15 protein-coding genes and 1 riboswitch are annotated in these 18,265 nt (G+C 33.6%); of the genes, 1 reads left to right on the top strand and 14 read right to left on the bottom strand.

Annotated features, from left to right (window positions below; all coding sequences use genetic code 11):
- Positions 1-121 precede the first annotated feature (121 nt).
- From cysD to J2Y38_RS06495, 3 genes are all read right to left on the bottom strand, one after another.
- Entirely contained in the window at positions 122-1,021 is a 900-nt protein-coding gene (gene cysD, locus J2Y38_RS06505) for a sulfate adenylyltransferase subunit CysD (protein ID WP_309840724.1), read from the bottom strand.
- A 113-nt stretch (positions 1,022-1,134) separates the two neighbouring features.
- Complete coding sequence (locus tag J2Y38_RS06500; RefSeq protein ID WP_309840722.1) at positions 1,135-1,845, bottom strand: phosphoadenylyl-sulfate reductase; 711 nt, start codon at positions 1,843-1,845, stop codon at positions 1,135-1,137.
- Between the two features lie 25 nt (positions 1,846-1,870).
- On the bottom strand, positions 1,871-2,758 hold the full coding sequence (locus J2Y38_RS06495; protein ID WP_073483324.1) for a sulfite exporter TauE/SafE family protein: 888 nt from the start codon (positions 2,756-2,758) through the stop codon (positions 1,871-1,873).
- Between the two features lie 299 nt (positions 2,759-3,057).
- Between J2Y38_RS06495 and J2Y38_RS06490 the strand changes: the two genes are divergently transcribed.
- Complete coding sequence (locus J2Y38_RS06490; protein WP_309840719.1) at positions 3,058-3,840, top strand: sulfite exporter TauE/SafE family protein; 783 nt, start codon at positions 3,058-3,060, stop codon at positions 3,838-3,840.
- Positions 3,841-3,940: 100 nt separating this feature from the next.
- Here J2Y38_RS06490 and J2Y38_RS06485 read toward each other — a convergent pair whose 3' ends face one another.
- The 11 genes from J2Y38_RS06485 to J2Y38_RS06435 form a co-directional block, all read right to left on the bottom strand.
- Positions 3,941-4,351, bottom strand: a complete 411-nt coding sequence (locus tag J2Y38_RS06485) for an Rrf2 family transcriptional regulator (protein ID WP_012023576.1) — start codon at positions 4,349-4,351, stop codon at positions 3,941-3,943.
- 133 nt (positions 4,352-4,484) lie between these two features.
- Positions 4,485-4,985, bottom strand: coding sequence for an RDD family protein (locus tag J2Y38_RS06480; RefSeq protein ID WP_309840715.1), 501 nt, complete (start codon positions 4,983-4,985; stop codon positions 4,485-4,487).
- Positions 4,986-5,152: 167 nt separating this feature from the next.
- Positions 5,153-6,325, bottom strand: a complete 1,173-nt coding sequence (locus J2Y38_RS06475) for an aminotransferase class I/II-fold pyridoxal phosphate-dependent enzyme (protein WP_309840713.1) — start codon at positions 6,323-6,325, stop codon at positions 5,153-5,155.
- 119 nt (positions 6,326-6,444) lie between these two features.
- Entirely contained in the window at positions 6,445-6,876 is a 432-nt protein-coding gene (locus tag J2Y38_RS06470; protein WP_056207831.1) for an OsmC family protein, read from the bottom strand.
- A gap of 72 nt (positions 6,877-6,948) precedes the next feature.
- Positions 6,949-9,363, bottom strand: coding sequence for a bifunctional aspartate kinase/homoserine dehydrogenase I (gene thrA / locus J2Y38_RS06465; protein WP_309840711.1), 2,415 nt, complete (start codon positions 9,361-9,363; stop codon positions 6,949-6,951).
- A gap of 1 nt (position 9,364) precedes the next feature.
- The gene (locus tag J2Y38_RS06460; protein ID WP_309840710.1) at positions 9,365-10,348 is read right to left on the bottom strand and encodes an alpha/beta fold hydrolase; all 984 of its coding nucleotides are present in this window, start codon (positions 10,346-10,348) and stop codon (positions 9,365-9,367) included.
- A gap of 78 nt (positions 10,349-10,426) precedes the next feature.
- Positions 10,427-10,535, bottom strand: a riboswitch (SAM riboswitch).
- A gap of 189 nt (positions 10,536-10,724) precedes the next feature.
- On the bottom strand, positions 10,725-10,925 hold the full coding sequence (locus tag J2Y38_RS06455; protein WP_291141304.1) for a hypothetical protein: 201 nt from the start codon (positions 10,923-10,925) through the stop codon (positions 10,725-10,727).
- A 544-nt stretch (positions 10,926-11,469) separates the two neighbouring features.
- On the bottom strand, positions 11,470-12,558 hold the full coding sequence (locus J2Y38_RS06450) for an aspartate kinase (RefSeq protein WP_309840708.1): 1,089 nt from the start codon (positions 12,556-12,558) through the stop codon (positions 11,470-11,472).
- 229 nt (positions 12,559-12,787) lie between these two features.
- Positions 12,788-14,092: an O-acetylhomoserine aminocarboxypropyltransferase/cysteine synthase family protein gene (locus tag J2Y38_RS06445; RefSeq protein WP_309840706.1), complete on the bottom strand. Its 1,305-nt coding sequence runs from the start codon at positions 14,090-14,092 to the stop codon at positions 12,788-12,790.
- Positions 14,093-14,169: 77 nt separating this feature from the next.
- Positions 14,170-14,358, bottom strand: coding sequence for a hypothetical protein (locus J2Y38_RS06440; RefSeq protein WP_180856425.1), 189 nt, complete (start codon positions 14,356-14,358; stop codon positions 14,170-14,172).
- A gap of 552 nt (positions 14,359-14,910) precedes the next feature.
- A complete protein-coding gene (locus J2Y38_RS06435) occupies positions 14,911-17,757 on the bottom strand; it encodes a TonB-dependent receptor domain-containing protein (RefSeq protein ID WP_309840704.1) in 2,847 nt (948 codons plus the stop codon).
- Between the last annotated feature and the right edge of the window lie 508 nt (positions 17,758-18,265).

Raw genomic sequence — 18,265 nt, 5'->3', positions numbered from 1 at the left:
TTCAAGTTGTTGAAAAACTTTATCTGAAAATTAAATCTGTATGTTTTTGTTTTCTTGATTTTTACTTTTAAAATTCCGTTCCGAATTGCATTTACAATTAACAATTCATCATTAACAATTATTAAAAGTATCCTTGTTGTTTTCTCTTTTCCATTGCGGCTTCAGAACGTTTGTCATCAATTCTGGCTCCTCTTTCAGAAATGGTTGATTCTCTAATTTCGCCTACAACTTCTTCGATTGTTGCGGCGTAAGATTCAACTGCTGCGGTACAACTCATATCTCCAACGGTTCTGAAGCGAACAATTCTTTCTTCGATTTGTTCGTCTTCTTCCTGATACACAAAAGGAGAATGCGACCAGATCAAACCGTCTCTCAAAAAAACTTTTCTTTTATGTGAAAAATAGATGGATGGAATTTCGATATGTTCTTTTTCGATATAACTCCAAACATCTAATTCTGTCCAGTTTGAAATTGGGAAAACACGAACGTTTTGTCCATTTTCAATTTTTCCATTCAAAATATCAAACAACTCAGGTCTCTGATTTTTTTCGTCCCATTGTCCGAAATCATCACGAACTGAGAAAATACGTTCTTTAGCTCTTGCCTTTTCTTCATCACGACGTGCACCTCCAATACAAGCATCAAACTTAAATTCTTCAATTGCATCCAAAAGTGTTGTAGTCTGCAAGCTGTTTCTACTAGAATATTTCCCAGTTTCTTCAACCACTTTTCCTTCATCAATAGCATCCTGAACATTACGAATGATCAACTCTAAACCTAATTCTTCTACCAATTTATCTCTGAAAGCAATTGTTTCAGGGAAATTGTGTCCCGTATCAACGTGCAATAGAGGAAACGGAATTTTAGCAGGGAAAAATGCTTTTTGCGCCAAACGCACTAATGTAATAGAATCTTTTCCTCCTGAGAAAAGTAAAACCGGTTTGTCAAACTGTGAAATTACTTCTCTGAAAATGTATATCGCTTCACTCTCTAAAGCGTTTGTTTTTAATACTGAACTCATTGTTTTTTGTTTGATATTTTTTAGTTTCAAGTTTTAGGTTTAAGTTGTGAGTTACTCTAAAACTTTACGCTATTTATTCTGTTCTTTATTCTAATTTCTTGCCTCTTACTTCTTTATTCTTTCTTAGCGCTATGCAAACCACACTCTTTATGGCTTGATTCCCACCACCATCTTCCTGCTCTGATATCTTCGCCAGGGAAAATAGCTCTTGTACACGGTGCGCAGCCAATGCTTACGAAACCTTGTTTATGTAAAGCATTTTGAGGAACATTGTTTTCTCGCAAATATGTTTCAACTTCTTCTAAAGTCCATTTTAATAACGGATTGAATTTTATAATTTCGAAGTTTCCGTCGTATTCAAACAAATGTAAATCCTGTCTGTTTTCTGATTGTTCGGCTCTTAAACCTGTAATCCAAACTGAGTTTCCTGCCAAAGCTTTTCTTAACGGAACAACTTTTCGAATAAAACAACATTCTTTTCTATTTTCTACCGAATCGTAAAAGCTGTTTGGTCCTTTTTCTTTTAGAAGATTTTCTACCGCCGCAGCTTCTGGGAAATAAACTTCAATAGGTCTTTTATACTTTTTTAATGTTTTGTGAAAAACGTCGTAAGTTTCCTGAAATAATCTTCCGGTGTCTAAGGTAAAAACAGTAATATCAGTATTGCTTTTTGCAATAAAATCTGTAATTACCTGATCTTCCTGTCCAAAAGAAGTCGAAAAAATTACTTTCCCCGGAAATTTTTCTGCTAAAAAAACTAACGTTTGATCCAGCGAAAAATCTTTTGTTTTCTCTAATAATTCTTGTACAATAATCGCACTCATAATCTCTTTCTCCGTATCTAAAGAATTACAATAATTTAGATAATGTTTTTAAACTCAATAATATAATTAGAATTCCAACGGCAACCATCATTGGTTTTCTTTTGATTTTATTTACCAAATATGCCGCTAATGGCGCTGAAATAACGCCTCCTAAAATTAATCCGATGATTACCTGCCAGCCATGAATTCCTCCAAAAAGCATAAAAGTAATACCACTTGCAAATGAAATCGCAAACTCCGCTGCATTTACTGAACCAATTGTATATCTTGGATTTCTTCCTCTTCCTAATAATGTTGAAGTTACGATTGGCCCCCAGCCTCCGCCACCAACTGAATCCATAAAACCTCCAAAAACAGCTAAAGCGCCTAATCTTTTCGTTTTCTTCTTTACAATTGTTTTTTTCAATGCTTTTCTAATAATGACAACTGCTAAAATAATCATGTAAACTGCAATAAATGGCTTGATAACATCTCCATTAATTACATCAGACAATAAATAAGCTCCTGTAATTGAGCCTAAAACTCCCGGAATCAATAAATGCCTTACCAGTTTTTTATTGATATTCCCGAATCTATGATGTGAAAGTGCCGATGCTCCCGTTGTAAACATTTCAGATACGTGCACTGCCGTACTGCTTACAACCGGCGGAACTCCATAAGCTAATAAAAATGAAGTTGAAGTTGCTCCGTAACCCATTCCTAAAGTTCCGTCAACTAATTGAGCGAAAACTCCAATGGCGAAAAACACCAAAAATTCTTCATTAAATCCCTCTACAAATCCATTCCACGAAAATTCAGCGTGGTGATTGTATATTAATACAGTTAATAAACTTACTAGTAAAACAACAGGAATTCCAATCCATAGCTTTTCTTTAAAAGAATCGGCGGTATTTATTTTCAGTTCTCTTTCCATATTAAAATGATTCTGTTTGTTTTCAAAACCTATTACCCTATCGGGTTAATAGATTACTTTGCAAAAATACTATTTATTTCTAAAAATCAAAACAAATATTCTCGTTTTTTTAAACCTTTAACTTCCTCTGGATCACGTTGAAACAAATAATTGAATTAATTTCACAAATAATACTCTATAACATCATATTTCAACAATATATTCCTCTGAAATGTTTGGTTATATAAATATATCTTAATCTCTACAATTTCCATAGGATAATTATAAAAATGTCATTATTTTAGCGACAAATTTTTTGTATGGATTTTCAAATAGGTCTTGTAATTGCCGGTTTAGTAGTAGGTTTTATTGTTGGATTGACCGGAGTTGGAGGCGGTTCTTTAATGACTCCAATTTTATTATTTTTTAATATTCCGCCAACAACCGCAGTGGGAACAGATTTGCTTTATGCCGCTTTTACTAAAGCCGGAGGTGTATTTGTACACAACAAAAAGGGAAATATAAACTGGAAAATTACCGGCTGGCTCACATTAGGAAGTGTTCCTGCTGCTTTAGTGACTTTATGGATATTAAATAGTATTAAAACGGATATCGAAACTATTAATCGTGTAATTAAATACAGTTTGGGCTGGGCTCTATTATTCACTTCAATTGCTATTATATTTAAAAACAGAATTTTAAAGTTTTCTCAAAAACATGCTGGAGATAAATTTCATAGCGAAAGTCATACTCAGAATATGCTTACTGTAGGAATTGGAGTTTTACTGGGAGCTACTGTAACCTTGACTTCAATTGGAGCCGGCGCTTTAGGAACTGTAACTTTATTTTTCCTTTATCCGCTTTTGCCAACGCCTCGTTTGGTAGGAACTGAAATTGCTCACGCTGTTCCGTTGACTTTAGTTGCAGGAATTGGCCACGCTTCTATGGGAAATTTAGATTTAGCGCTTTTAGGACAATTATTATTGGGATCTCTTCCCGGAATTTACCTAGGAAGTAGTTTAAGCGGAAAAGTACCGGATTTATTCCTTAGAAATGCCATCGCTGTAATGCTTTTCCTGGCAGGATATAAATTGATTTTTTAAAATATTTTTTAAACCATATAAGTTATATAAGTTCATTTAATTAAGGTATGCCGCAAGTGCAAAGTCTAAAATGAACTTATATAACTTATATGGTTTAAACTTAAAAAGCGATATCAGCCAGAGAATTGCTTTCCAATATTTTAAGTGTATTATCTCTTACTTCTGTCATTAAACGTCGTGCCGCACAGGTAGATTCATCATCGCAGTCATCGCATTTTTCGTAGAAATTATGACTTGCGCACGGAAGCAATGCAATTGGCCCTTCAAGAATTCGGTACACTTTGGCCATACTGATATCTTTTGGATCTTTTATCAGATAATATCCGCCGCCTTTTCCTTTTTTAGCTCCAAGAAACCCTGAATTTCTCAATAATAATAAAATACTTTCCAGAAATTTTATCGAAATATGTTCACTTTTTGCAATTTCGGCTATTTGTACAGGTTCGTTATTTTCTCGTCTGGCTAAATAGGTTAAAGCTTTAATTCCGTATTTTGTTTTCTTTGAAAGCATCTTTAAATTTTAGATTTCAGACTGTAAATTTTAGATTATTTCTAAAATAAACAAGCTTCATATTATTCTGCAACAAAAATAGGCTTTTTAAATGAGAAAAATAACAGTACAGAATTATATTCTACTTATTCTATCAATTTAGTTCGGTGTTTCCTATTAAATTGAATTCGTGGAACAGTTTTACTTCTTTCTCCAAATCTTTTTTATTAGCTACATAAGTATCAGAAATTGAATCATGCCAGCCTCTGCTTCCCAAAAAAGAAAAAGCTTCGAAAGGGATAAATCGACAGAATGTTCTTTTAAAGATCGTTCCAAAAGAAGGTTTTTCGCCATTTTCATCTACTACAACAGTTCCTGTAATAAATTTGCCTAATGTTCTTCCAAAAACTCCCTCCGTAAAAGTGTAGTAAAAAACAGCAATAAAAATAAAAAGAATTTGTCCTTCAAAATCACTCATATTTCCCAGCCAGTACAGCAATCCGCTTAGATTAAAAAGATTTGCTAAAAGGGCCATAACAATACCAAAAACAAAAATTAAAAAAAATATGGCAACAATGTCTATAAGATAGTTTATGAATCGGCTTCCGTTAGATGCCAATAATTTTTCATCAAGAATATAAGTAGAGTTACTCATGGTTTGGTGGTTTATTAAATTGATTATAATGGATTTAAATTTATAACGAAAACAAAAATATATTTTTTGTTCAAATAACCATCAAAAAAGAATGACGATTTTTAACAGTAATAAATTTACAGTCAAAAATCGTCATTATATAATCTAAAGTCTAAAATCTAAACTATTTAATCCAGCGCTTGTTTTAAATCAGCAATTACATCTGCTACGGTTTCTAAACCTACAGAAACGCGAACCAGACCTTGTGTGATTCCAACAGCTAATTGATCTTCTTCAGATAATTTACTGTGCGTTGTTGATGCAGGATGCGTTACAATCGTTTTTACGTCACCAATATTTGCCGAAAGAGAGCATAATTTAATCTTATCCAAAAATTTTCTTCCTGCTTCAAGACCGCCTTTAATTTCGATCGCAATGATGTTACCGCCTAAAAGCATTTGTTTTTTGGCAATTTCATATTTTGGATGTGATTTCAAGAACGGATATTTCACACTGTTTACGTTTGGATGACTTTCTAAAAATTCAGCCACTTTTAAAGCATTTTCACAATGCCTGTCTACACGAACAGCCAAAGTCTCTAAACTTTTTGACAAAACCCATGCATTAAATGGTGACATTGCCGGACCGGTATTTCTTGAAAACAAGTATATTTTACGAATTAACTCCGCTTCTCCAACTGCAACTCCTCCTAAAACACGACCTTGTCCGTCTATTAATTTTGTTGCTGAATGAATTACGATATGCGCACCGTATTTAATAGGCTGCTGAATATATGGAGTCGCAAAACAGTTGTCGATTATTAAAATCAAATTATGCTTTTTTGCGATTTGGCCTAACAATTCCAAATCAACAACATCTACACCAGGATTTGTTGGTGTTTCAGCATATAGAATTTTAGTATTTGGTTTAATAAAACTTTCAATTGTTTCCGGTTTATTGATATCAAAATAAGAAGTTTCAATTTTCCATTTTGGAAAATACGTCATGAATAATGCATGCGTTGATCCAAAAACACTTCCTGCAGAAACAATATGATCTCCAGATTCTAACAATGCAGCAAACGTAGAGTATATTGCTGCCATTCCAGTTGCAAAAGCATAACCGGCTTCGGCACCTTCCATTGCACAAACTTTGTCTACAAATTCTGTTGTATTTGGATTGCTGAAACGGGAGTAAATATTGCGGACTTTTTCTTCTGTGAAAGAAGCTCTCATATCCTCTGCATCTTCAAATATAAAACTTGATGATAAATACAAAGGAGTTGAATGTTCCTGAAATTGTGTTTTTTCTAAATGTGTACGTATGGCTTTAGTTTCAAAACCAAATTCTTCTATATTCATTATGTTGTGTGTTTAAAAGAGTTATTTCGCAGAGTTTCACAAAGTGATCACAGAGTTTCGCGAAATAATCTTTCATTATTTAATAGTTAGCCCAAAGAATTATCTAATTCTTTAATTGACTAATTTTCTAATTGAATGTTGTTTAAAACAACTTTATAATTGATTGTTGCTGTTGGTTCTACCGTTTTGGCAACTGAGCAGTATTTCTCGAAAGAAAGCTGTGCGGCACGCTGTGCTTTTTCTGGATTGATATCACCTTCTAAATAAAAAACCACATCGATTTCTTTAAAAGGTTTTGCTTCTTCAATCTGTACACGCGTTCCTTCAACCTCAGCGTTAAAAGAAGTGATTTCCTGACGTTGCTTTTTCAAAATCGAAATCATATCAATTGCGCTACATCCTGCAACGCCCATTAATACCAACTCCATCGGACTTGCGCCTAAATCGCTTCCTCCAAATTCAGCTCTGCTGTCAACATCAACTACATGTCCGCGTTCATTTTTAAGCTTAAAATGAAAAGCGTCATTTACTCTGTTCAAAGTTACTTTCATGTTATTTTTCTTTTTTTTTATTTGTCAGAGTTCAGCAATCTAAACTCTAAAATCTGCAATCTAAAATTTTAATTACCCTTTATCAGATAATCTCAAAATATCTCCAAAAACTCCTCTTGCCGTTACCGCAGAGCCTGCACCTGCTCCTTGAATAACAATTGGACGATCTCCGTAAGATTCTGTATAAATTTCGAAGAATGAATCAGAACCTTTTAAACCGCCAAGAGCAGTATCTGAAGGAACAGAAACTAATTTTACTTCTAGATTTCCTTTATCATTTTGTAAATCACCAGACAATTCACCAATATATCTTAATACATGATTTGGTTTTTGATCAGCTTTTATTTTCTCGTAAATTGGGTCGAATTCTTTTAATTTGGTTAAGAAATCAGCAACATTTCCTTCGCGTAAATGTTCCGGAATCAGGTTTTGAATAGAGATTTCTTCAAACTCATTTTGTAAATCTAATTCTCTCGCCAAAATCAATAATTTTCTTCCAACATCATTTCCGCATAAATCCTCACGCGGGTCTGGTTCTGTATATCCGTTATCAATTGCTTCTTTCAGAATTTCACTAAACGGAACATCTTTTGCAGAGAAATTATTAAATAAATAACTCAATGTTCCAGAGAAAACTCCTTTAATTTTTGTAATGTTTTCACCAGAAAGATGTAACAATTTAATCGTATCAATTAATGGCAAACCTGCACCAACATTAGTTTCGTATAAATAATTCTTTTGGTTTTCTGCCAAAGCTTTTCTCAATTCTTTGTAAAAACCGTACGTCAAAGTATTCGCTACTTTATTTGAAGAAATCAAGTCGAAACTGCTTTCTACAAGCGGAACATAATTTTCTACGAATGATGCACTTGCCGTATTATCAATCGCAATTAAGTTTTCTAAATGATACTCATTTGCGTAAGCGATAATATCTTTAATTGTGTACGGTTCGCCTTTAGTTTCAATGTCATTTTTCCAGCTTGAAGTTACGCCATTTTTATTTAAAAGAAGCTTTTTAGAATTCGCAATTGCGAAAACATTCAGCTTAACATCTTTACGTTTTTCAATTGAAGAAGCCGATTCTAAAATTTGATTAATCAAAGTTCCGCCCACTAATCCGTGACCGAAAATCGCAATGTTGATTTTTTTAGAAACTCCAAAAATCTCTCCGTGAATTACGTTTAAGGCTTTGTTTAGTTCTTCTTTCTTTACAACTAAACTCACGTTTTTACCTGTTACGGTGTTGTTGAATAAAATGGGAACTATTTTATTTTTGATTAATGCTGTGTATGGTTTGTGGAACGTGCTTAAATCCTGTCCAATAATCGAAATTACCGAAACATTATCTGTTACTGTGATCTGGTTTACATCTTTAGAATAAAAGTCGTTTTCGAATTCCTTTTCTAATTCAACCATTGCCAGTGTTGCTTTTTCTTTTGCCACAACCAATCCGATTCCTCTTTCTGAAGAACCTTGCGAAATGATACTTACACTGATGTTGTGATCACCCATTACTTTAAAAATACGGGCATCAACTCCAGATTTCCCTAGTAATCCTCGGCCTTCAAGATTTACAAGTGAAACATTTTCTAAAACAGAAAGTGTTTTAATTCCTTCTTTTTGAGAATTTGAAGTGATTAAAGTTCCGTGATTTTCGTGATTGAATGTGTTTAAAATACGAAGCGGAATATTTTTTTCTAATAAAGGAATTATCGTTTTGGCGTGCAGAATTGTTGCGCCAAAATTCGCCAATTCGTTTGCTTCATTAAACGATAAATATTCGATTTTTTTAGCATCGGCAACTAAATCAGGGTTTGCTGTGTAAATTCCGTCAACGTGTGTAAAGTTTTGAAGTTCTTCGGCATCCAGATAATTTGCGATTAACGAAGCGGTATAATTACTTCCATTTCTTCCTAAAGTTGTCGTGTCGTTGTTGTTGTTTGAACCAATGAAACCTGTAACGATATTTACTGTTTCACCGTTATGCAATTTGAAATAGTTGATAACGTTTTTCTTTGAAAGTTGTTCCAAAGGCTGAGCGTCACCAAATTTAGAATCGGTTTTTAATAATTCTCTTGTATCAACGAAATTGGCAGGAATTCCTTTTTCTACTAAAATTGAAGTCAATAATTTAGCCGAAAGCAATTCACCTTTAGACAAAATTTGATCTTTGATTTTGTTGCTGTAATCACCAATTAAGCTTACTCCTTCGAATAATTTATCTAAAATATTAAATTCTTCAGATAAATCAACTTTCGGATAATCTGAAGTTTGGTATGCTTTAAAGCTTTCTAAAAGCGGTTTGTAGTTTCCGTTTTTGGCAGCAATTCTTAAAATATCTTCTAATTCATCTGTTGCATTTCCGCGCGCAGAAACAACCACGGCAATTTTTTCACCTTGATTTACTTTATCTGTAATGATTGAAACTACTTTGTTAAGTCCTTCTCCGTTTGATAATGATTTACCACCAAATTTTAATATTTTCATTTTATTTTGCTATTGTTTCTGCCTTAAAAATATCGGCAAGTAAGTGATCTAATTGTTTGTACTCGATTAAAAAAGCGTCATGTCCGTGAACCGAATCAATTTCGCTGTAAAAAACATTGTTTTTAAATTTCTTTAATTCATTGTAAGTTTCCAGATTTTCTTTTGGTGTAAAAAACAAATCTGAATTGATGGCTACGATATGAATCGCAGCGTTTGATTTGGATATTAGCGTTTCGAAATCCTCGCTATTTCGGGTTATATCTATGGTTTTAAGCAGCTGATTCATCAATTTGTATGATGCTAATTGATAGCGCTGCTGTAGTTTTTTTCCGTGATGTGCCAGCCAGCTTTCGATATTAAAAATCAAAAGATCCTGATTAATCGTGCGTTGAAATTTTTCTTTGAATGATTCAGGAGATCGGTAACACAACATGGCGTGAATTCTGGCATCTTCAATTGGTTTTGATGAATTGTTCAGAATTTGTTCTTGCAGAAAGCAGTTTGCAATCATCCAGTCGGTCGATTTCCAGTCGGTTGCAATTGGGATTAAATGTTCTGTAATGTTTGGTTCTAAAGCCAGGATTTCCCATGCAATTCCACCGCCAACAGAACCGCCGATAATGGCAAATACCTGCTCAATACTTAAAGCTTTTAATCCTTTGATGAAAAGTTTAGCAATATCTCTGGTTGTAAAATCCTGATAGTTTTCGATTATAAACGAATCGTTTCCGTTTCCGGGAACATTAAACGCCAAAACTGTATATTGATTGGTATCGATGGTTTTTGCTTCGCCTATTAAATCATTCCACCAGCCATTTTCGCCGGTAACCTGAGCGTTTCCGGTTAAGGCGTGATTTACCAAAACAATTGGGGCAGTATAAAGTGGTTTACCGGAAAGTGTAAAACTTAACGGTAACGACGGATACAGTGCACCACTTTCGGTGATGAAATCTTGAATTATAATGGGACTTGGTATATTTTCCAATTTCAAATCTATTTATTATTGATTTGTATGTGGAAATATTAGAAAGAAAGTCTAGAGTTGAAACTAGAAAAATTCTTGTTGTTATCTTTCCACGTTTGGGCGTGGTAGAATGCAGCACCTTCTTCGAATTAACGAAGGGTTGCTAAGGATTCATCGGGTCTAATCCCTCCTCCTTTCTTTATAACATTTCAATACGTTTTTGAACTTAACGGTGCAAATTAACTACTAATTTCTTAAACTAACAAATTTTAATGAAACTGATTGCTCAATTTCTTAAACATAATTCAATCAGAAACTTTTGTACGCACAAAATTACCGAACATTATGCCCAGTAAAGTCATGCAGGTTTTAACCTATTTTATGGCTGCTTTTCAAGTTAGATGAAAAGGGTTTCATTTTCTTTTGAGTACATCAAAAACAATAATGAATTTGGTGCTTTTTTCTCCGCTTTTTTATCTGTTTCAGTTACACCGAAACTTGGGTGGATTAATTCGTTTACAGGCGGCGGATTGTTTCTTTCAGCTTTTGCACTTCTGAACCCTGTAAGTTTTTTTCTTAAGTAAGTTATTGCGCTCATATTATTAAGTTTAAGTTAGTTATTTTTTAATCTTTATATTTCCTTTAATTCTTTGTTATGTTTGCCAAACGGAATAAAAAAACCCTTTTGGATTTTAATACCAAAAGGGTTTAAGTTTTTATAGAACTTATATATACTTTTAGTATCAACAGACGCGTACACAAATACGTGCGACATTAAACATCATGTTCATCTGTAGGGACTTATTCATTTGCGATTTGACAGTTATTTTAAAAAAATCTTGCATTTACTTTTCTTTAAAAAGCTTTTTTTAGATGTGATTAGGATCTCAAAAGCTATATTTATTTTAACAATTAATGAGCTGTTTTTAACAGTTCTTACTTGTCTTACAAATGTGCGAATATTTTTTCAATATTCCAAGTTACAAAACCCTATTTTTTCTTAAAAAACGTTAAAAAACAGCTTTTTATCGTTAAAAAACGTCTTACAAAATTACAATTTGAATCAAAAGAAGTATAATCTTACAAAAAATAACTTTACTTTTAGTTTCAATCTATCAAAGAACTACTAATATTACAACCACTTATAGCCAGACTGCTTCCTTATTTTTAATCTTTTCAGCTACTTTTAAAATATCTGTAATTAAACCTCTTGAAATAGCCTGTTTACATGGCGACGCACTTTGAAGTACAATGGGTGTACTGGCATAAGATTGGGTATAAATCTCAAAAATAGAATCGGAACCTTTTAATTGTCCTATTGCTGAAGTTACAGGTTCTGATACTAATTTGACTTCTAATGTATTTTTCTCGATATCAAATTCTCCTATATATCTTAAAACATGATTGTCTTTCTGGGTTATTTTGGCAATTTTAAACGATCTGTCAATGGCATCTTTATTAAGGATTCCGTTTTTCTCCAAGTGTTCTTCTCCAATAAGAGGATTGATTTTAATATCAGAAAGTTCGAATTCTTTGCCAATTTCACGGGTTAAAATCAACAATTTTCTTGCCGTATCATTTCCTGATAAATCCTCTTTAAAAGTAGATCGCATTAATCCGAGAAGGCTGGCATCTTTTAAAATAGATGAAAATGTATTTTCCTCGGCAGAAAAACGATTAAAGACATAACTAAGATTATCTGAAAATACGCCTCTAATTTTGGTGATTTTTTCTCCTGAGAAATATAAATCCCTTAAAGTCTGCAAAACGGGAAACCCGGTATCAACCGAGGTTTCATATAAAAACTCTTTGTCGTACTTTTTAAGATTTTCTCTTAATTGTTTATAAAGGTCAATGGGCAGTGTATTTGCCTTTTTATTGACAGCAACAATATTAAATCCGTTTTCGATCAACGTATTATAATGACCAATAAGTTCATCACTTGCGGTTGCATCAACAGCGATTAGATTTTCGAACTCGTTTTCTTTTGCAAATTCGATAATATCCTGCACTCTAAAAGGAACGACCAATTCTCTAAAATTGGTTTCCCACGCATATCCCACGCCTTCTTTCTCGAAAAAGGCAACGGTAGAATTGGTAATTATCGGAAAATGAAAATCGACATTTTTACTTTGCAGAAAAAACTCCTGACTTTCGATAATCTGATTGATTAATGTACTTCCTATATTTCCAATCCCAAAAAGGATAATATTTATTTTAAGCTTTGACATAATTTTAATTTTTTAAAACATATCTATATTTAGTAAACCATATAAGTTATATAAGTTCATTTAATTTATCAACGTTTATAATTTTAGACGCACAACAGTGCGTCTCTACAATGAACTTATATAACTTATCATGGTGAAACTTTTATCTTGATTTCTTTTTTCATAAAAAATCACCTCTAGCAGAACTCACGCTGCTAAAGGCAATTTTTCAAACAAAAAACAAAAAAACCTAATTTTTATTGATACTATACTGCGACTGAGTTACGCTTTCAAAAACCGATTGTAAGTCGGCGATTAAATCTTCTACATCTTCTATTCCAACAGAAAGTCGGACTAAATCTTTTGAAACTCCTGTAGCCAATTGCTCTTCTTCTGACAATTGTTGATGCGTAGTACTCGCCGGGTGGATAATCAGCGATTTTGTATCACCAATATTAGCCAGAAGTGAGAACAATTTTGTTTCGTCTACCACTTTTTTAGCGGCATCAAAACCTCCTTTTAGTCCAAAAGTGATCACACCGCTTTGTCCTTCAGGAAGATATTGTTTTGCTAAATCATAATATTTACTTGATTTTAAACCTGGGTAATTTACCCAAACCACCTCATCTTGTTTCTCTAACCATTCGGCCAGAACCAAAGCATTTTCGCTGTGTTTTTTAATTCGGATTGGTAAGGTTTCTAATCCCTGAATAATCTGGAAAGCATTAAATGGACTTAAAGCTGCTCCAAAATCACGTAATCCTTCAATTCTTGCTTTTGCAATAAAGGCTGCATTTCCTAAAGCTTCGTGATATACTAATCCGTGATATCCTGCAGAAGGTTCTGTAAATTCAGGGAATTTTCCGTTAGACCAGTCAAAAGTTCCGGCGTCGATAATCGCGCCACCTAATGAAGTTCCGTTTCCGGCAATATATTTTGTTAAGGAGTGAATTACAATATCGGCACCATATTTAATTGGGTTTAATAAATAAGGTGTCGCAACTGTATTATCTACTATAAATGGCACTTTGAATGCTTTGGCTTCCGCCGAAATTCCTTTTAAATCTAATACATCCAGTTTTGGATTCCCCAGTGATTCTACAAAGAATGCTCTGGTATTTTCTTTAGCTGCTTTAGTGAAGTTTTCAGGTTTTGAAGGATCTACAAAGGTGGTTGTAATTCCTAAACGCGGTAATGTTACACTTAATAAGTTGTACGTTCCGCCGTATAAACTATTTGAGGCTACAATATGATCGCCGGTTCTTAACAAAGTCAAAAATGTTGTTGAAATTGCCGATGCTCCAGATGCTGTAACTACAGCTCCAATTCCGCCTTCGAGCGCCGCTAAACGCTGTTCTAAAACATCATTTGTTGGGTTGTTTAATCTGGTGTAGATAAATCCCGCTTCGGCAAGACCAAATAAATTGGCAGCATGATCTGCGTTATTAAATACGTATGATGATGTTTGGTAAATTGGCACTGCTCTTGTTCCAGAATTTTTAGTTACATCATGTCCTGCGTGTAATGCGTTTGTTGCAAATTTTTGTGTACTCATGATTTCTTAGTTTTTTAAATATTATTAATACTTATATATATTGTAATTGATTTTTGAAATTGAAATTGTGAATTGATTTATGCAAAAGGAAGTTCTCCTTCTATTTCAAGATCATACATTTGAAACAGCAATGATTTTTGACTTTTTCTATCTTGCTCCGTTTTTATTCTGATAACTTCTTTTGTGATCTCTTCTGATCTATTATTGTTTATTTGAGAATCGTTTCTCAATAAATACTCTATGGCGATTGAATTTAATGTTTTCATGATTTTAAAATTTAAAATGTGGAAATGAAAAAAGCCCTTTCGGATGGCGACCAAAAGGGCTTATAGGTTAACTATAACAAAGATTTTATCTTTCACTTTTGGCAACAGCAAGGTTGGATGCACATTTGCATCATACTACAACACATCATATTTCTTCTTGCTATTGTTTTCATTTTAATTTCTTTTTTTTAAACTCGACTAATTCGATAGAGTAAATGTAATATTTATTTATTTAACTGCCAAATAAAATTTTGATATTTAACATTAAAATTTTTATAGGCTGCGTAAATACTGGCTTTCGCTTTAAAAATTGACCACAGATTATACGGATTAAACGGATTGACACAGGTTTCTTTTTTATTTAATCTAATATAAAAACCATTTACATGGATTGAAAAAGGTTAGCCACAGATTAAAAAGATTACATTGATTTTAAAAATCAGTGCTAATTCGTTTAATCAGTAAAATCTGTGGCCTGTTTTTATAGAATTACCTTGATTCAAAAAAATCAGTGTCAATCCATTTAATCAGTATAATCTGTGGCCCATATTTTTAGAACTTAAAGCTCAAACGAGCAAATCCAAATCTTCCGTTTAATCCAAATTGCGATACAGCTCTTGAATATGCAAACTGATTTGCATTTGTCAAGTCAGCACTTGGTGCCGGAGATAAAGTTGGAGTTGTATTGGTGAAAGCCGGAGTTGACGGATTATTTCTGTCCGGATAAACATCTCCTATATTATTAAAACCAACTGTAGCTCTAAAATGTTCGTTGATTTGATATCCGAAAGATAAATCAGTAACCAGTTTTGCGCTGTATTCCGGATGTTCGTAAACAGAAGCAAATCCATCTAAATTAACATCTGTCGCTCCCGGATCTGTTACTTTTCCGAAATAACTGTTTCTTAAATAAATATCCAGTTTTTTAATACTGAAAGTTGTAGTTAAGTTCGCTTTCAATTTCGGAATTGCTTCTTCTAAATACACTCGGCTTGACTCAGGAAAAAATGAATATATATAAGGATCTCCTCCTGCATTAACAATAGATTGCGGAATATGTAAATCTCCTACTCTTTTTGTTTCATTATAACTTAAAGCAAAATCATTTCTGATTACAAAATCCTGAATAACATCGTACTTTTGAGAAATTACTACATCAATTCCTTTCGTTTCAGAGTCAATTCCGTTTGTCCAGAACGAAGCTCTTTCTACACCTTTTAAATCAAATGCTTGTTGAAACAATGTCAAGGCATCTTTTTGGGTTTGAGATGTAGCTGCATTTATCTGCGCATCTGTAGGTCTTGCATATTGTCCAGACAAAACAATTCTGTCGTTAATTCTTGTAAAATAAGCATCGGTTGCTATTGTAATATTAGCTTCCGGAATTTTAAATGTAAATCCTGTGCTGATACTTTTTGATTTCTCTGGTTTTAAATTTTCTACACCTATACTTTTTGCTGCCTGAGAATCATTTGTAAAATAACCAACCTGATATGGAGATCCATTAATGAACTGAGTTGAACTTGCTTCAAAATATTTTTGCTGTAAAGATGGCGCTCTAAAACCTGTTTGTCCAGAAATTCTCCAGTTGATATTATCGTTTAGTTTTAAAAGAGAAGCCAGTTTAAAAGTAACCGTACTTCCAAAATCTGAATAGTTTTCATAACGTGCGGCTCCGTTTAACAGCCAGTTTTCGGTTGCATTTAATTCTAAATCAATATAAGCTGCACCGCTTCGTCTGTCTCTTTCTTTAGCATCCGAAGGCTGAAAGCCTGAAAATCCCTGTGCTCCTGCTCCACGTTTGTTTCCAAAGAAATCAGTCACAATTAAGGGTGAAGTAGTTGGCAAAACTCCCGAAACTAAGGCCCCGTTTACATCATATAATCCGTATGAACCTTCTTCACCTTGTTTTATTTGGTAATTTTCATATCTGAATTCTCCACCAAATGCAACGTTTAAACCTGCAAGAAAATCAAATTTTCTGCTGAAATCTAAATTGGTTGTGCTTTGTAAAAAGGAAACTTTACCGGCATCAAAACTAGAAGGAGAATTTACACCCAAAGTTGCATTGATCGTATTGTTTACATCATATTTAAAAGAGTTTGTTCCAAGGTTTGAACTCAAATCTGTATCAAATCCAAATAATTGCGTATTCACTCCAAGTGCCGCAGAAGCATCTAAAATTCCCGATTCGATTTCTGGTAAAAATCCGTTTTCATAAACTTGCGTGAAAGTTCCTGAACCATTTGGAAGTCTGTTAAAAGCATACGATTTACCATCTCTATACGATACTCCACCAAAAGAATATAAGGAAGTTGTTTCTGTTAAAGGATATTTTGCATTATAATACGCTTGTCCCGAAGCCAGTTCTGACTGACCAACACTCATATTATAATCGGCTCTTTCTTGTCCTCTGTAGGCTAACTCATTATTAGTAACATCAAAATTAAGTGCGGTCTGCAATTGCGTAATTGTTGTTGCAGATGAAATTGCTGTTTGCTGTGCCGGAGTAAAATAACTTACTTGTGGAGCATATTGTTGTATCGAACTTATAATTTGTGCCGAATTTGGAGTCGTATTAATATTACTGAAAAGCGAATTGATCTGAACTCCGTTTTGTGCCGCTCTGTTTTCAACTGCATTATAAGCATTAAAAATTCCATTGTTTCTAATTCCTGCACGGCTTGTTGCTTGTCTTGTTACAGCTGTTCCGGTAACATTCAAGAAACTTCCCGGTTTACCTAATGAAGTTCCGTAGTTTAAATCGACTTGCACGGTTTGTCCATCGGCTCCGCCTTTAAAATTATTAGAACCAGATGATAAATTAGTTCCGTACTGAATTCCTCCCGAAAGATATTTAGCATTCTTTTTCAATACTATATTAATTACTCCGGCAATGGCATCAGAACCGTATTGTGCAGCGGCGCCATCTCTTAAAACTTCGATTCTTTCAATGGCGAAAGATGGAATCGCATTTAAATCTGTCCCTACAGATCCTCTTCCCGGTGATCCGTTAATGTTTACTAAAGCACTGGTATGTCTTCGTTTTCCGTTTACTAAAATTAAAACCTGATCTGGGCCTAAACCTCTTAATTGTGCCGGATCAACGTGGTCTGTTGCATCGGCAGTTGATGTTGCGTTACTGGTAAAAGATGGTGCAACATAATTTAAAATCTGCGTTACACTGGTTTGCGGCGCTCCTTTTGTTATTTCAGAAATATTGAAAACATCAACCGGAACCGGTACGTCTGTTTTTACTCTATTTTTATTACGAGTTCCAATTACGGTAACTTCTGACAGTTCATTATTCTTTAAAGTATCCTGCTCAGTCTTATTATCCTGAGCATACAGGCCTGAAAATGTCAAAAGACCTAAAACGATTAGTACATTTTTTTTCATTTCTTTTTACTGATTAATTTGTGTTTTTGGCTTAAAAAAAATTCTTACAAGTTTAATTTTGGAACAAAAAAAAACCTCTGCGGCTGGCAGAGGTTCTATATATGTTGTTGAAAATAAACTACAATAGAGTCTCTGCGGAAAGCTCCGGCATCTTACAAGACATCATATTGCAAATTGTAAATTTCATTTTGTTCTGTTATTTTAACGAGGCAAATGTGCAAACTATTTTTTAACTGACCAAACAAAAACAAAAATATTTTCTATTACCCTATCAAATTAGTATATTACTGTTAAATTTCTACTATAAAAAATAAAAAAAGTTGAACTTTAATTTGCAAATCAAAATGGTTTTATACCTTTGCACGCGAATACAGAGGAAAAATTTGAACTGATTGCAACCTCTTCATAATGAAATAATTCGTTATGAATACCGAAACCAAGATTTCGGTAGTAAAAAATGCTAAAGCAGGAATTCTCCTTTAGCACTTTCAGCAATTACTTTTCCTCG

It is taken from the genome of Flavobacterium sp. 2755 (assembly GCF_031455715.1).
GTDB lineage: Bacteria > Bacteroidota > Bacteroidia > Flavobacteriales > Flavobacteriaceae > Flavobacterium.
Note: the sequence above shows the minus strand (reverse complement) of the source record. Positions and strands in the feature narration are given on the sequence as shown.

Coding starts and splice junctions, on each gene's coding strand:
- cysD (WP_309840724.1), bottom strand. CDS start 1,021: ATGAGTTCAGTATTAAAAACAAACGCTTTAGAGAGTGAAGCGATATAC.
- J2Y38_RS06500 (WP_309840722.1), bottom strand. CDS start 1,845: ATGAGTGCGATTATTGTACAAGAATTATTAGAGAAAACAAAAGATTTT.
- J2Y38_RS06495 (WP_073483324.1), bottom strand. CDS start 2,758: ATGGAAAGAGAACTGAAAATAAATACCGCCGATTCTTTTAAAGAAAAG.
- J2Y38_RS06490 (WP_309840719.1), top strand. CDS start 3,058: ATGGATTTTCAAATAGGTCTTGTAATTGCCGGTTTAGTAGTAGGTTTT.
- J2Y38_RS06485 (WP_012023576.1), bottom strand. CDS start 4,351: ATGCTTTCAAAGAAAACAAAATACGGAATTAAAGCTTTAACCTATTTA.
- J2Y38_RS06480 (WP_309840715.1), bottom strand. CDS start 4,985: ATGAGTAACTCTACTTATATTCTTGATGAAAAATTATTGGCATCTAAC.
- J2Y38_RS06475 (WP_309840713.1), bottom strand. CDS start 6,325: ATGAATATAGAAGAATTTGGTTTTGAAACTAAAGCCATACGTACACAT.
- J2Y38_RS06470 (WP_056207831.1), bottom strand. CDS start 6,876: ATGAAAGTAACTTTGAACAGAGTAAATGACGCTTTTCATTTTAAGCTT.
- thrA (WP_309840711.1), bottom strand. CDS start 9,363: ATGAAAATATTAAAATTTGGTGGTAAATCATTATCAAACGGAGAAGGA.
- J2Y38_RS06455 (WP_291141304.1), bottom strand. CDS start 10,925: ATGAGCGCAATAACTTACTTAAGAAAAAAACTTACAGGGTTCAGAAGT.
- J2Y38_RS06450 (WP_309840708.1), bottom strand. CDS start 12,558: ATGTCAAAGCTTAAAATAAATATTATCCTTTTTGGGATTGGAAATATA.
- J2Y38_RS06445 (WP_309840706.1), bottom strand. CDS start 14,092: ATGAGTACACAAAAATTTGCAACAAACGCATTACACGCAGGACATGAT.
- J2Y38_RS06440 (WP_180856425.1), bottom strand. CDS start 14,358: ATGAAAACATTAAATTCAATCGCCATAGAGTATTTATTGAGAAACGAT.
- J2Y38_RS06435 (WP_309840704.1), bottom strand. CDS start 17,757: ATGAAAAAAAATGTACTAATCGTTTTAGGTCTTTTGACATTTTCAGGC.